Source organism: Paraburkholderia sp. SSBN10T (assembly GCF_056619545.1).
In genome coordinates, this window is sequence record NZ_JBWQQI010000004.1 from 48,433 (window position 1) to 61,569 (window position 13,137).

General features: G+C 60.0%; 13 protein-coding genes. All 13 read left to right on the forward strand.

What is annotated here, in order from left to right; genetic code table 11:
* The first annotated feature begins 26 nt into the window (after nucleotides 1–26).
* The 13 genes from AC1ECK_RS07355 (at nucleotide 27) to AC1ECK_RS07415 (ending at nucleotide 13,136) form a co-directional block, all read left to right on the forward strand.
* The gene (locus tag AC1ECK_RS07355) at nucleotides 27–173 is read left to right on the forward strand and encodes a hypothetical protein (RefSeq protein ID WP_480317457.1); all 147 of its coding nucleotides are present in this window, start codon (nucleotides 27–29) and stop codon (nucleotides 171–173) included.
* Between the two features lie 70 nt (nucleotides 174–243).
* Nucleotides 244–1,230, forward strand: coding sequence for an ABC transporter substrate-binding protein (locus tag AC1ECK_RS07360; protein WP_480317459.1), 987 nt, complete (start codon nucleotides 244–246; stop codon nucleotides 1,228–1,230).
* Between the two features lie 57 nt (nucleotides 1,231–1,287).
* On the forward strand, nucleotides 1,288–2,295 hold the full coding sequence (locus AC1ECK_RS07365; protein WP_480317461.1) for an amidohydrolase family protein: 1,008 nt from the start codon (nucleotides 1,288–1,290) through the stop codon (nucleotides 2,293–2,295).
* A gap of 108 nt (nucleotides 2,296–2,403) precedes the next feature.
* Entirely contained in the window at nucleotides 2,404–3,414 is a 1,011-nt protein-coding gene (locus AC1ECK_RS07370) for a porin (RefSeq protein WP_480317463.1), read from the forward strand.
* 35 nt (nucleotides 3,415–3,449) lie between these two features.
* A complete protein-coding gene (locus tag AC1ECK_RS07375; RefSeq protein ID WP_480317465.1) occupies nucleotides 3,450–4,436 on the forward strand; it encodes an aldo/keto reductase in 987 nt (328 codons plus the stop codon).
* A 90-nt stretch (nucleotides 4,437–4,526) separates the two neighbouring features.
* Nucleotides 4,527–5,006: a tripartite tricarboxylate transporter TctB family protein gene (locus AC1ECK_RS07380; RefSeq protein WP_480317467.1), complete on the forward strand. Its 480-nt coding sequence runs from the start codon at nucleotides 4,527–4,529 to the stop codon at nucleotides 5,004–5,006.
* A gap of 3 nt (nucleotides 5,007–5,009) precedes the next feature.
* The gene (locus tag AC1ECK_RS07385; RefSeq protein ID WP_480317469.1) at nucleotides 5,010–6,623 is read left to right on the forward strand and encodes a tripartite tricarboxylate transporter permease; all 1,614 of its coding nucleotides are present in this window, start codon (nucleotides 5,010–5,012) and stop codon (nucleotides 6,621–6,623) included.
* A 39-nt stretch (nucleotides 6,624–6,662) separates the two neighbouring features.
* Complete coding sequence (locus tag AC1ECK_RS07390) at nucleotides 6,663–7,637, forward strand: LysR substrate-binding domain-containing protein (protein ID WP_480317471.1); 975 nt, start codon at nucleotides 6,663–6,665, stop codon at nucleotides 7,635–7,637.
* A 436-nt stretch (nucleotides 7,638–8,073) separates the two neighbouring features.
* Nucleotides 8,074–8,925 carry an amidohydrolase family protein gene (locus tag AC1ECK_RS07395; protein ID WP_480317473.1) on the forward strand — a complete coding sequence of 284 codons (852 nt, stop codon included), beginning with the start codon at nucleotides 8,074–8,076 and terminating at the stop codon, nucleotides 8,923–8,925.
* Between the two features lie 11 nt (nucleotides 8,926–8,936).
* Nucleotides 8,937–9,830: a substrate-binding domain-containing protein gene (locus AC1ECK_RS07400; RefSeq protein WP_480317475.1), complete on the forward strand. Its 894-nt coding sequence runs from the start codon at nucleotides 8,937–8,939 to the stop codon at nucleotides 9,828–9,830.
* Between the two features lie 7 nt (nucleotides 9,831–9,837).
* Nucleotides 9,838–10,881, forward strand: a complete 1,044-nt coding sequence (locus AC1ECK_RS07405; RefSeq protein WP_480317477.1) for a Bug family tripartite tricarboxylate transporter substrate binding protein — start codon at nucleotides 9,838–9,840, stop codon at nucleotides 10,879–10,881.
* A 183-nt stretch (nucleotides 10,882–11,064) separates the two neighbouring features.
* Nucleotides 11,065–11,940 carry a fumarylacetoacetate hydrolase family protein gene (locus tag AC1ECK_RS07410; protein ID WP_480317479.1) on the forward strand — a complete coding sequence of 292 codons (876 nt, stop codon included), beginning with the start codon at nucleotides 11,065–11,067 and terminating at the stop codon, nucleotides 11,938–11,940.
* Nucleotides 11,937–13,136: an MFS transporter gene (locus tag AC1ECK_RS07415; RefSeq protein WP_480317481.1), complete on the forward strand. Its 1,200-nt coding sequence runs from the start codon at nucleotides 11,937–11,939 to the stop codon at nucleotides 13,134–13,136. The genes AC1ECK_RS07410 and AC1ECK_RS07415 overlap by 4 nt, the downstream gene beginning before the upstream one ends.
* Nucleotide 13,137: the final 1 nt, after the last annotated feature.

The following is a 13,137-nucleotide window of genomic DNA, read 5'->3' on the forward strand; positions in this document are numbered from 1 at the left end:
TTTTTCGACCAACAGGAGTCGAATCGATGAAAATAGTAGTAGTGCGAAGATTTAATCATGAAAGCAGGAAGACGATCGACGTTTTACGTGTCGCCGGCACTTCGATGAAAAAGATTGGGCTGACCTGCATCGATACGTACGAAGGTGCAATGAAACTCGACGCGGCTGGCTGATACGCCGCGTCACTGCGAATTCCACCGCCGTTCTCCGGCCACCTGGTCCATCCCCAAACAGAAACGACTCATGTCAAACGACACACTGCCGCTCAAGATTGCCATCGCCACTTATGAACACACGGCCGCTGTTAAGGACGGCCGCGCGCCGATTGAAGGCGTCGCGCCCGACTTCGTTGAAATCAGTCCGATCATTGCCGCTTTCCGCCGCATGGTGCGCGACGTCGAATTCGACGTGTGCGAAATGGCGCCCGCCACTTATATGATCGCGCGCGCGGCCGGTGCACCGTTCAAGGCGTTGCCGGTATTTGTATTCCGCCGCTTTCATCATGGCGGGTTTGTCTATCGCAGCGATGCCGGCATCAGCAAACCCAAGGATCTCGAGGGTAAGAAGGCGGGCGTCCGCGCGTATTCCGTATCGACCGGAATCTGGACGCGCGGCATTCTGCAGAACGACTGCGGCGTCGATATTTCAAAGGTGACGTGGGTGGTCGACGACGAAGAGCATGTAACGTCGTTGCGTTTGCCGCCAAATGTCGTGCATGCGCGGCAAGGGCAGTCACTCGTGAGCATGATGGCGGACGGCAGTCTGCAGGCCGCATTCACGGGGCCGGCCGGCATCGGGCGATCGGGGGCGCCAAAGGAAGGATGGGACGCATCCGGCGCGCAACAGGCGCCGAGCTATGCCGAGATGTTTCCAGACACCCTCGCAGTGGAACGGGACTGGTATCAACGCACGGGCATCTATCCGGTACACGGTCTGATCGTCGTCAAGGACGAATTGCTGGCTGCACATCCGTGGCTGGCGAAAGCGTTGTTCGACGCATTCGTCAAGTCAAAGGAATTGTGGCTGGAGCAGTTGAAGCGCGGCGTCGTCAAATCGGACACCGACCGGCACTACCTGGCAATCTCGGAGATCGTCGGCGATCCGCTGCCGCTCGGCATCGCACCGAACCGCCCCGCGATCGAAGCGCTGATCCAATACTCGTATCAGCAGGGACTGCTGCCGAAGCACTACAGCATCGACGAACTGTTTGTCGATCCGCAGGCAGCCTGATTCGACCGTGCATCACGCCGCCGGGCGTCGTTGCCGCAACGAAGAGGAATAACTGGAATGATCATCGACTGTCATGGGCATTACACCACCGCGCCACGCCAACTGGACGAATATCGCAAGCATCAGATCGGCTGTCTATGCGGGCAGGACCACGAGCCGGAGAGAGGCAATCTGAACATCAGCGACGACGAGATTCGCGAAAGCTTGGAGACCGCGCAACTCAAGATTCAACGCGAGCGCGGTACCGATCGCACGATCTTTTCACCGCGCGCGGTTGGCATGGGCCACCACATCGGCAACGAGACGACGAGCCGCCACTGGACCGAACATTGCAACGAACTGATCTATCGTGTCAGCGAGCTCTATCCGCAGAACTTTGTCAGCGTGTGCCAACTGCCTCAGAGCCCAGGCGTGCGGCCCGACAACTGCATTGCGGAACTGACCCGCTGTGTCGAGGAATTCGGGTTCATTGGTTGCAATCTGAATCCGGACCCATCCGGTGGCCACTGGGCCGATCCGCCGCTGTTCGACAAGTGGTGGTATCCCCTCTACGAAAAGATGGTGGAACTCGACGTACCGGCCATGATTCACGTAAGCGGCTCGTGCAATCCGAATTTTCACGCGACCGGCGCGCATTACATCAACGGCGACACGACTGCGTTCATGCAGTTTCTCACGTCGAAGCTATTCACGGACTTCCCGACGCTACGCTTCGTCATTCCGCATGGCGGCGGCGCAGTACCGTATCACTGGGGACGTTATCGCGGTCTTGCGCAGGACATGGGCCTGCCGCCGCTCAGTGAACTACTGCTCAACAACGTGTATTTCGACACGTGTGTTTATCACCAGCCAGGCATCGATCTGCTGACAAAGGTTATCCCTGCCGACAACATTCTTTTCGCCTCCGAAATGGTCGGCGCGGTGCGCGGCATCGATCCCGAGACGGGGCACTATTTCGACGATACCCGTCGCTATATCGACCAGGTTGCGTGGCTAAGTGCGGATGACAGGCAAAAGATTTTCAGTGGTAATGCGCAGAAGGTCTATAGCAGGATGAAGCAGTGAGTTGAAGCGGTAAGTATCGAATGGGCGCAGCTTCAGCCAGGAGTCTCGCCCGCACAAAATCATAAAAATTGAGTCCGCGGTTCGGACCATAAAACATGGAGACAAGCAATGAAAAAGTTTGCGCTGCTTTGCGCGATAGTCCCATTCGCCAGCGTGGTTCAGGCACAGTCAAGTGTGACACTTGCCGGGGATATAGACGGCGGTATCCGCTATACGAATTCAAAAGCGGGAAGCCAATTTTCAATGAATTCCAATGGCCTGTATACATCCAACCGTATCGATTTTATCGGCCAGGAAGATCTGGGCGGTGGCTATGACGCTCACTTCCTGTTGGAGAGCGGTTTCAACCTCGGCAACGGCGCGTTCGACAATACGACTGGCGTCCTGTTCAACCGGGGTGCGTACGTGGGCCTTGGGGGCTGGTTTGGTTCGGTCAACTTTGGCCGTCAGTACACCGTCGCTCACGACGTGGTGTTCGATTACGATCCGTTCAATTTCGCCTACCCCGCGATCACCCCGGTGACGCCGGCTACCGACGGGTTCCGTTACAACAACGATGTGAAATACACCGGCCAATACGGCCCATTTCGGTTCCGCGCGGAGAATTCATTCGGCGGTGTTGCGGGCGACTTCAATGCCGGTTCCGCTCGCGGCCTGGGCGTCCAGTATAACTGGGGCTGGTTGAACGTCGGCACTGCATACGAATATCGCACGATACAGGTTGGTACCACTTATCAACCGGACAACTATTTCACGGCGGGCGCGGAACTGAAATTCGGTGCTCTGCGTTTCGCCGGCGGCTACATGAACGAAAACCAGGATTCGACCTCGCCCGCAGCCGACGTCCGCACGCTGAACTACTGGGGCGGCGTCACGTACGACCTGAATCCGTTCATGCGCCTCGGCGGCGCTTATTACATCACCAGTTTGCCGAACTCGAGCGGGAAACGCAGTCAGGGTATCGGGAGCATCGTCTATTCGCTGTCGAAGATGACGCGCCTCTATGCCGAAGTGGATTACACGAAGTTTACCGGTAGCTACATCACGAACAAAACGCTCAATGCGAGCGGCATCCCTCACCAGTCGGCTTTCTCGATGGGTATCAATCACCTGTTCTGACCAGCCATGGTCTTTCCGATTAGGAGTGTGAGCATATGAAGTATGTCAATTTCGGCAACACCGGACTGCAGGTGTCGCGTCTGTGCCTGGGATGCATGAGTTTCGGCGATCCGCAGTCCGGCACGCACGAATGGACATTGGACGAAGGACGTGCTCGCCCCATTTTTCAGGTGGCGCTCGAATCGGGTATCAATTTCTTCGATACGGCCAACAGCTATTCGGCCGGCACCAGCGAGCAGATTCTCGGCAGGATGATTCGCGAGTACGCACGGCGCGATGAAGTAGTCATAGCAACGAAAGTCTATTGGCCGATGCGTGCGGATGTGAATGGCCGTGGACTTTCGCGCAAGGCGATCATGACCGAAGTCGATGCCAGCTTGCGGCGGCTCCGTACGGATTACATCGACCTTTACCAGATGCATCGATGGGACAACACGACACCGATCGAGGAGACCCTCGAAGCGCTGCACGATGTCGTCAAAGCGGGCAAGGTGCGCTATCTGGGTGCGTCCTCGATGTTTGCGTGGCAGTTCAGCAAAGCCTTGTATGTGGCGCGCCTGAACGGTTGGACTCGATTCATATCGATGCAGAACCATCTGAACCTGCTGTATCGGGAAGAAGAGCGCGAAATGCTCGGCTTGTGCCACGACCAGCGTATCGCCGTCATGCCATGGAGTCCCCTCGCGCGAGGCAAGCTCACGCGGCCGTGGCAAAGCACGCCGGCCACCGTGCGCGATCGCACGGACGCGTTCTCCAAAAAGATCTATTCGGCTAGCGAGGAGCAGGATCGCAAGGTAGTCGAGGCGCTCGGCGCAGTAGCGGACGCGCGCGGGTTGCCGTATGCGCAGGTTGCGCTTGCATGGCTTTTGCACAAGCGCGAGGTGACGACCCCAATCATCGGCGCCTCGAAATTGCAGCATCTGACGGATGCGCTCGGGGCGCTCGACGTTCAACTGTCACACGACGAAATCGCCGCATTGCAAGCGCCCTATGTGCCGCATGAGATTGCCGGGTTTGGTTGATATCCGCGAAAGCTGCTGGCACCCATCGCAACTTGTCACTACATCGATGCCCTGTCGACATAGCGACACACGCCGGGAGAGATCATCCCTATGAGCACGACGATTGAACGAAGATGGTTCGGCGCCCGCGCCCGCGAATATTACGGCGGCGCGCTGATGATGCTGATCGGTCTCGGCGCGGTTACTCAAGGTTCGAGCTACAAGATCGGCTCGCTTACCGCGATGGGGTCCGGTTTCTTTCCGGTCGCGCTTGGCACGATTCTGGTGCTGCTCGGAATCTGGATCGCGGGTACCGCGCACCGTACGCCCCACGAAGCCGCGACAGAGAAAGTGCCGTTGGAGTGGCGCGGCTGGTTCTGCATTCTCGGCAGTGTGGTCGCGTTCGTTGTACTCGGCAAATATGGCGGGCTTCTGCCTGCGACCTTCGCCGTCGTGTTTATCGCGGCGCTGGGTGACCGGGAGAACTCGTGGTTGAGCGCGCTGTTGCTGGCCGTCGCGATGTCGATGGTCTGCATCCTCGTGTTCTGGTGGGCGTTGCAGGTGCAGTTTCCATTGTTTACGTGGGGGTGACACATGATCGGGCAATCTCTTGCCGCTTTATGGCAGGGTTTCGGTGTGGCGTTGGAGCCGCACAATTTCATCTGGTCATTCGTCGGCGTATTGATCGGCAATCTGATTGGTGTGTTGCCGGGCATGGGGCCGCTCTCCGCAATTTCCATCCTGCTTCCGCTGACCTATTCGATGCACGCCGTGCCGGCGATCCTGATGCTTGCGGGCATCTTTTACGGATCGCAGTACGGTGGCGCGATCGGTGCGATCCTGCTGAATCTTCCGTGCCATCCACCCCATGCGGTTACGTGCCTGGATGGCTATCCACTGACCCGCCAGGGAAAGGGCGGCACTGCGCTCGGCATCACGATGGTCGCGTCGTTCGCAGCGGCGTCGTTCGGTATTGTCGTGATGGTGTTTGCATCGCCGCTGCTGGTGAGCGTGGCGTTCAAGTTTGGCCCGCCTGAGCTGTTTTCCATCATGCTGCTGGGGTTGTTCGCCGGCGGTACGATGTCGAGCGGTTCGCGTGTCAAGGGGATCGCAATGACGGTGGTGGGTCTCCTTCTTGGCGTAGTCGGCGCCGATTCGACCTCGGGAGCCGTGCGCTTCACATTTGGTTTCACGGAGCTTGCAGACGGTATTCAACTCGTCGCGCTCGCGCTTGGTCTGTTCGGTGTGGCGGAATTCCTGCGTAATGTGAACCGCATGCAGGTGGTCGGCACGGGCATGAAGCTGCGCATGCGGGACATGCGCCCGAGTGCAGCCGAACTGCGCCAGGCGTTCTGGCCTATCGTGCGCGGTACCTCGGTAGGAACCCTGTTCGGCGCGATGCCCGGTACCGGGCCCACCATCACCACCTTCCTCGCGTACGCGCTCGAAAAGAAAATCTCGAAGCAGCCCGAACGTTTCGGCCATGGTGCGATTGAAGGCGTCGCAAGTCCGGAGGCTTCGTCTCACGCGAAGACGCAGATCGATTTCATCCCAACCATGAGCCTCGGCATTCCCGGCGATCCCGTCATGGCGCTGCTGCTCGGCGCGTTGCTGATTCAGGGGATTCAGCCAGGGCCCCAGTTGCTCGGAGACCATCCGGACATCTTCTGGGGCCTGATAGCGAGTTTCTGGATCGGCAACGTGCTGCTGGTATTGCTCAATGTGCCTCTGATCCAGGTATGGGTGCGTGTTCTGCGGGTTCCCTATCGCTTCCTTTTTCCAGCCGCGCTATTCTTTATTGCAGTAGGCGTTTACAGTACCAATAACATGCTGTTCGAAGTGGGCGAGGTACTGGTGTTCGGTCTGATGGGCGCTGTCTTTGTTGCACTGCGATTCCCCATCGCGCCGATCATGCTCGGATACGTTCTGGGACCGATGGTCGAGCAGAATTTCCGCCGTGCGCTGCTGCTGTCGCACGGCAGTCTGCGGATTTTCGTCGATCAGCCAATCAGCGCGACGTTTCTGGGCGTTTCGTTGCTGCTGTTGCTCCTGCAGGCGTGGTTCGCGGTGCGCGGGCGGGCCGGCGGCAAGCGCGGTGCCGACATGCTGCCGCGTCCACCGACGATGGAGGAATCGCAGCACAGTGAGTGGCCGGCCCGTCGGGATCGCCCGATTGCCGCTCCTGCAGGACGGGGCCACGACAAGTAGCGCACAAACGGTTCGTGCCCGCACGAACGCGGAGACACGATGAGTCAACTGGACTGGTATCTGACGGTCAACCTGAAGGCGCGCCATTTGCGCCTGCTCGTGGCCGTCAATGATTTTCGTAATCTGCGGCAGGTCGCGTCGAATTCGTATATCACAGTGCCAGCGGTGTCGAAAGCGCTAGGCGAGATCGAGATTGCGCTGGGTGTGAAGCTCTTCGAGCGCACGGTCAACGGTCTGCGACCGACGGCTTATGGTGAATGCGTCGTCCGTCATGCACGTACCGTGCTCAGCAATCTGAATCAGGCGGCCGATGAGATCAGGGCGCTTCAAACAGGCAGTGCGGGCAAGGTGCATGTGGGCGCGCTACCTACCTTGATCTCCACGATCATGCCGAAGGCACTCGCGCTTCTCAAACAGGATTCGCCCCATACAAACGTATCGATCTCCGAAGGGCGGATGGTTGCCTTGTTGCAGGAGTTGCGACGCGGCGATCTCGACCTGATCGTCGGGCGCCTGCCGAACCGGTCGGACACCGTCGGCCTGCAGGAGCAGGTTCTGCTCGATACACCGATCAAACTCGTGACCGGACCGAATCATCCATTGGCGGGTAAAAAGAACCTGGACTGGGGCGATCTCAAGGGATTCCCGTGGGTGCTGCCGCCAGTTGGATCATTGCTGCGCGAGCCCGTCGAAAATACGTTTGCGCGCCACGGCTTGCCGATGCCGTCGAATTACATCGAGACACTGTCGACCCATCTCATTCGCGCCTACATCCAGATTAACGACGCGATCGCGCTCCATACGGTGGACATGCTGTATCCGTACGCCGATACAAGTCCGATCCACGTTTTACCCTTCGATCTGAGCCTCGTGACGCGACCGCTCGGCGTCGTCTGGCGTGCGGACAAGCCGCTTGCGCCAAGTGCGGCCCTGCTGTTGCGCTGCCTGGAGAACGTGTGCCAGGGCGGGAAGGTTTCGCGCGACGCGGCGCGTGCTCTGGACTCCGATGAATGACGCATCGATGTAAAGCAACTCACCTCATGCACTGATGGCCGAAAAGTCTGCCGAAAGTTAACTCCCGGGTTAACGCATCAACTCGTTATTTCAATAGACGGCAGGTGCGGACGGCACGATCATGATGAAACCGACTCGCTTCAAACCCCGCATGAGGGGTAGGGCGATAGTCAATCGATCGGACGCGGAATCGCGCCGAATCAGGACAAAGACAGGAGACAGCATGCGCCATCTTGCAGAATATCTGACCGTCTTGAACGATATCTATGGCGTTAGCGACCTGAGCAGTTCGCGACGCTAATCCTTCGCCGTACAACGGCGCGCTTTTTTCCTCCCTTCCGATAGCCGTATCTCCGATTCCCGATGCACCAGACCGCAGTGGCCTGTGCAATGGGCCGGGATGGCTGTTTTTAAAATTTGCTAAGGAGAACACAAGATGCCGACAAGAATTATCGATATTCATCCGCACGTTATCTCGACTGACGAGAAGAAGTACCCGCGCGACCCTTTGGGTGGCAAGCAGTCGGTTTGGTCGCAGGAGCGTCCGACCTCTTACGATCAGTTGCTGGCCGCAATGGACGAAGCCGGCGTGGCGAAAGCCGCGATCGTGCATTCGTCGACCTGTTACGGTTTTGATAATTCTTATTGCGCCGATGCGGTCGCAGCGCATCCCGACCGGTTTACGGGCGTTTGCTCGGTCGACATGCTGGCGCCCGATGCCGCCGGGAAGATCCGCTATTGGGTGGGGCGCGGCATGACGGGCCTGCGTCTGTTCACTGCCGGCAGCACGATGCAGGGGCAGGGCGACTGGCTTGCCGACCCGCGCTCGTTCGCCGGCTGGGAGTGTGCGGCAGAGTTGAATCTGCCGGTTTGCGTGCAGGCGCGAATCCAGGGCATCCCGCAACTCAACGTTTTGATCGAGCGCTTTCCTACGGTTCGCATCATTGTCGATCATCTGTTGAGCCCGAATCTCGAAACCGGCACGCCCTATGCGGACGCCGAGCCGCTGTTCAGCCTCGCGAAGTACGAGAACATCTATCTGAAACTGAGCAGCGTGGTCATCCGCCACGCACGGGCGGGCAAGGCGACGCCGGAATCTTTCTTCCCGCGCGTCGTCGAGGAGTTCGGGGCAAAGCGCATTGCGTGGGGTTCGAATTTTCCCGCCTCGCCTGGATCGCTCAAGGCGATCGTCACCGACAACATGCAAGCGGTTGAATGGTTGCCGGAAGAAGACAAGGAGTGGATCTTCAATCGCACTGCCTCGCAACTCTATCCGGTCCTCGCATAAAGGAGCAGCCCGTGAACGCCAGGCAGCGTATTCCCTTGCACATGCTCCTCGGTACCTATCCGAGTACCCAGGCCTTGAAAGACGGTACGGTCCGATCGGATCTCGTGGAACTGGATTTTGCTGACGTGCCGCGACCGAACAACGCCTTCAAGCGCGTCGTGCGCGATCTTGAGTTCGACGTCGCCGAACTTGCGATCATCACGTTCCTGATGGCGAAGGCGCGCGGCAAGCCGCTGGTACTGCTGCCGGCCGTGATGATCGGCCGCTTCCAGCATCCGTACATCGTTTATAACGCGGAGCGCGGGAATCTGTCGCCGCACGACCTCAATGGCAAGCGCATCGGCATGCGCTCGTACTCGGTGACGACGGCAACCTGGGTGCGCGGTATCCTGCAGAACAACTTTGGCCTTGACCTTGCAAGCGTCAGGTGGACGACGTTCGAAGAGCCGCACGTCGCCGAATTCATCGATCCGCCTAACGTCAAACGCGCACCGGAAGGCAAGGAATTGCTACAGATGCTGCTCGACGGTGAAATTGACGCAGCGATCATCGGTGACGGTGCAAAAAACGACCCGCGCATCAAGACGCTGTTTCCCGATCCGGCCGCGGAAGCGAAGGCGTGGCACGAACGCAATCGCGCAATCCAGATCAATCACATGATCGTTGCGAAGCAGTCGCTACTGGATACCCATCCGGAAGCGGTACGCGAGGTGTTTCGCCTGCTGGAAGAAAGCCGCCGCGTCGCGGCTGAAAAGAGCGGCAAACCCGAACCGGCATTTGGGCTCGAAGCGAACCGGCGCAACCTCGAGGTGTCGATTGACTACTGCGTCGATCAGAGACTGATTGATCGCCGTCTGAGCGTCGACGAACTGTTCGACGACACAACGCGCGTTCTGGGAGCGTAAGCCAGTGATGACGGGTTCCGCTTTTTCGAGCACGTGGCGTGCGCGCTTTCCCGCAATGGAGCCGCACAAGCTACGTGGAACGGCGGTGGCATTCGCCGCGTGCTGCTTCCTGTCGATCTTCGCTGCGCCTCGCGCGCATGCTGCGGACGCCGATAGCGATTATCCGTCGCATGCGGTCACCATCGTGGTGCCGTTCGCGGCTGGAGGCGCCGGCGATCTGACGACGCGCCTGTTCGCGCAGAAGCTGACGCAGATCGTCAACCAGCCCGTCGTCGTGTTGAACCGCCCGGGCGCCGGCTTCGCCAACTCGGCGACGATGGTCGCGAATGCACGGCCGGACGGATACACGGTGTTTCTCAGCGGCAACGGCGCGGACATCTCGTCCGTGCTGTTTCGCCACCTGCCTTACCGGCTAAGCGAATTCAGACACGTGTCGTCTGTTTCGTTCTTCACGCCCGCGATCCTTGTCGACGGTCACGCGCCGTACCGGAATATCGGCGATCTGATCGCCGATGCGAAAGCACATCCGGGCAAGCTGAACATCGCGACGGTATCGGCCGGCAGCACGCAGAATCTCGTCGCGTTGCTGTTCCGTCTGAAGGCGGGCGTCGATATCCAGATCGTGCCGTTCCAAACCACGAGTGAAGTGCTGTCGGCATTGCGGGGTGGCGCCGTGCAGGCCGTGGTGGAGGTCATTCCCTCTGTGCTTGGGCAGGTGTCGTCTGGGGCGGTACGCGCACTCGCTGTGACGTCGCCTGCGCGTTTTGCCGGCTTGCCCAAGGTACCGACGCTCGCAGAAAGCGGCTTCCCCGGTTTCGATGCGACGTCGTGGAGCGGACTGAGTGTTCCCGTGAAAACGAGCGACACCGTGGTGAACCGTCTCGCCTCCGCAACCGCAACGGCGCTCGCCGATCCCGACGTCAAACGCAAGATGCTGATGCTGGGCGCCGAGGCCCGCGCGGATACGCCCGATCAGATGACCCGCCTCGTCCAGACCGACACGGCGAAGTGGCAACAGGTGATCCAGCAGGCGGGCATACCGCTTCGCTGACGGAGAAAGTCATGACAATCCAGTCGGGCTTGATACGGCAAAGGCAGGTCGTGATGTATATGCTGCGCAATCCTTATCGAAACTGCGTGACCGTCTGACGGCACGTGAATTTTTTCATTGCTATCGGAAGCGCCTCGCGGATCCTGAAGGCGGCGCTTTAGTTTCCATAGGACGTACCCCTGCATGAAACTCACCAGTTTTCGTACTTCTGGACATGACTCGTATGGCGTCGTCACAGAGAATGGCATCGTCGATGCGGCGCCGGTTGCGCACGAGCTTGGCGCGACGTTGAGAGAAGCGCTCGAGCGGGGCTCGCTCGACGCGCTTGCGGAATTCGCCGCAGGCACGTCCGGCCGGCTCGCGTGGACCGACGTCGAACGCCTGCCTGTGATTCCCGACCCGCGGAAGATCCTGTGCGTCGGCATCAACTATCTGTCTCACGTGAAAGAGACGGGACGCGAAGTGCCTGACAAGCCGATGCTGTTCGTGCGTTTCGCTGAGTCGCAGACAGCTCATGAAGGGCCGATCATGCGTCCGCTCGCCTCGGAACGGCTCGACTTCGAAGGGGAGCTCGCCGTGGTGATCGGCAAACATGCCCGTCATGTGAAGGCGGCGGACGCATTCGACGTGGTCGCCGGATACTCGTGCTACAACGACGGCAGCATTCGCGACTGGCAACGTCACACGTCGCAGTTCACGCCCGGGAAAAATTTTCCGTGCACCGGCGGATTCGGACCGTGGCTCGCGACGGCCGACGAAGTAGGGGATCCGTCGCAACTGTCGCTCACCACACGCCTGAATGGCGAGATCATGCAGCAGGCCACCACCGATGATCTGATTTTCCCGGTGCCGCAGTTGATCGAATACTGCTCGACTTTCTGCACACTTTCGCCGGGCGACGTGATCATCACCGGAACGACGGGCGGGGTTGGCGCGTTCCGCAATCCGCCTCTATGGATGAAAGCCGGCGATGTCGTCGAGATCGAGATTTCGCGCGTCGGAACGCTGCGTAATGTCGTCGTCGATGAGGTGGTGTCCGGTCACGTGCGGGCGGCATGAGAGCGCTGCTGCGCCACGCGTCGTTCACGCGTTTCTGGTCGGCTCGGATCGGCTCCATCGCCGCCCAGCAGATGCTGATGCTCGCGATTAGCTGGCATATGTACGACCTGACGTCCAGCGTGTGGGATCTCGGCCTTGTCGGGCTGTTCCAGTTCGTTCCCGCGCTCGCCACGACCTTCGTCGCCGGCCATTGCGCCGATCGCATGCATCGCGGCCGGCTCGTCGCGTTCTGTCTCGCGGCTCAAGCCGCCGTGGCCGTGTTCCTGAGCGTTTCGACTGTCACGCACATCGTGACACGCGATGTGCTGCTCGGGCTCTCGCTGATACTCGGCGCGATCCGGCCATTCCAGATGTCGGGGCAGCAGGCGCTGCTGCCGATGCTCGTTCCGCCGGCGTTGCTGGCGCAGGCGACGGCGCTCAGCACCGTTGGTCAGCAGGTGTCCGTGATCGCTGGCTCCGCCTTGGGAGGTTTGCTCTTCGCGATCGGTGTCAACGCCGTCTATGCGACCTGTGCCGCGCTCTTCTGCGTGAGCTCCGTGATGTGCATGTTCATCCGCTACGAGTACGTCCCGCCGCCGCGCGAGCCGGTCACGGCCGAGACGATTCTCGCCGGTTTGAGCTTCGTCTGGGGCAACCCGCTGCTGCTCGGCGGCGTTTCGCTCGACCTGTTCGCCGTCCTGTTCGGCGGCGCCACGGCGCTGTTACCCGTCTACGCAAAAGAGATTCTGCATGTCGGTCCGCAGGGCTTGGGCTTGCTGCGCTCCGCGCCGGCGGTGGGCGCGCTTTGCGTCGGCCTCGTGCTGTCCCGGAGTGCCATCGGCAGCGGCGTCGGCAAGAAGCTGCTGATCGCCGTCGGCGTTTACGGTGCCTGCATAGTCGCCTTCGGGCTCTCACGCTCGTTTCCGGTATCGGTGGCTTTGCTGGCGGTCGCGGGCGGGGCCGACACGATCAGCGTGGTCGTGCGGCAGACGCTGGTCCAACTGGAAACGCCCGATCGCATGCGCGGCCGAGTCGCTGCCGTGAACACCCTTTTCGTCGGAGCGAGCAATCAGCTCGGCGAATTCGAATCCGGGGCGACCGCCGCGGCATTCGGCGTCATCGGCTCGGTGGTATTCGGCGGATGCGCGACGATCCTCGTCAGCGTCGCATGGAGCCGCCTGTTCAAGCCGCTCGCCAGACGTGAAACCTTGCACTGAG

Excerpts from the sequence above, each read along its gene's own strand:
- AC1ECK_RS07355 (WP_480317457.1), top strand. The coding sequence starts at position 27 with ATGAAAATAGTAGTAGTGCGAAGATTTAATCATGAAAGCAGGAAGACG.
- AC1ECK_RS07380 (WP_480317467.1), top strand. The coding sequence starts at position 4,527 with ATGAGCACGACGATTGAACGAAGATGGTTCGGCGCCCGCGCCCGCGAA.
- AC1ECK_RS07405 (WP_480317477.1), top strand. The coding sequence starts at position 9,838 with ATGACGGGTTCCGCTTTTTCGAGCACGTGGCGTGCGCGCTTTCCCGCA.
- AC1ECK_RS07365 (WP_480317461.1), top strand. The coding sequence starts at position 1,288 with ATGATCATCGACTGTCATGGGCATTACACCACCGCGCCACGCCAACTG.
- AC1ECK_RS07370 (WP_480317463.1), top strand. The coding sequence starts at position 2,404 with ATGAAAAAGTTTGCGCTGCTTTGCGCGATAGTCCCATTCGCCAGCGTG.
- AC1ECK_RS07415 (WP_480317481.1), top strand. The coding sequence starts at position 11,937 with ATGAGAGCGCTGCTGCGCCACGCGTCGTTCACGCGTTTCTGGTCGGCT.
- AC1ECK_RS07390 (WP_480317471.1), top strand. The coding sequence starts at position 6,663 with ATGAGTCAACTGGACTGGTATCTGACGGTCAACCTGAAGGCGCGCCAT.
- AC1ECK_RS07385 (WP_480317469.1), top strand. The coding sequence starts at position 5,010 with ATGATCGGGCAATCTCTTGCCGCTTTATGGCAGGGTTTCGGTGTGGCG.
- AC1ECK_RS07375 (WP_480317465.1), top strand. The coding sequence starts at position 3,450 with ATGAAGTATGTCAATTTCGGCAACACCGGACTGCAGGTGTCGCGTCTG.
- AC1ECK_RS07395 (WP_480317473.1), top strand. The coding sequence starts at position 8,074 with ATGCCGACAAGAATTATCGATATTCATCCGCACGTTATCTCGACTGAC.
- AC1ECK_RS07410 (WP_480317479.1), top strand. The coding sequence starts at position 11,065 with ATGAAACTCACCAGTTTTCGTACTTCTGGACATGACTCGTATGGCGTC.
- AC1ECK_RS07360 (WP_480317459.1), top strand. The coding sequence starts at position 244 with ATGTCAAACGACACACTGCCGCTCAAGATTGCCATCGCCACTTATGAA.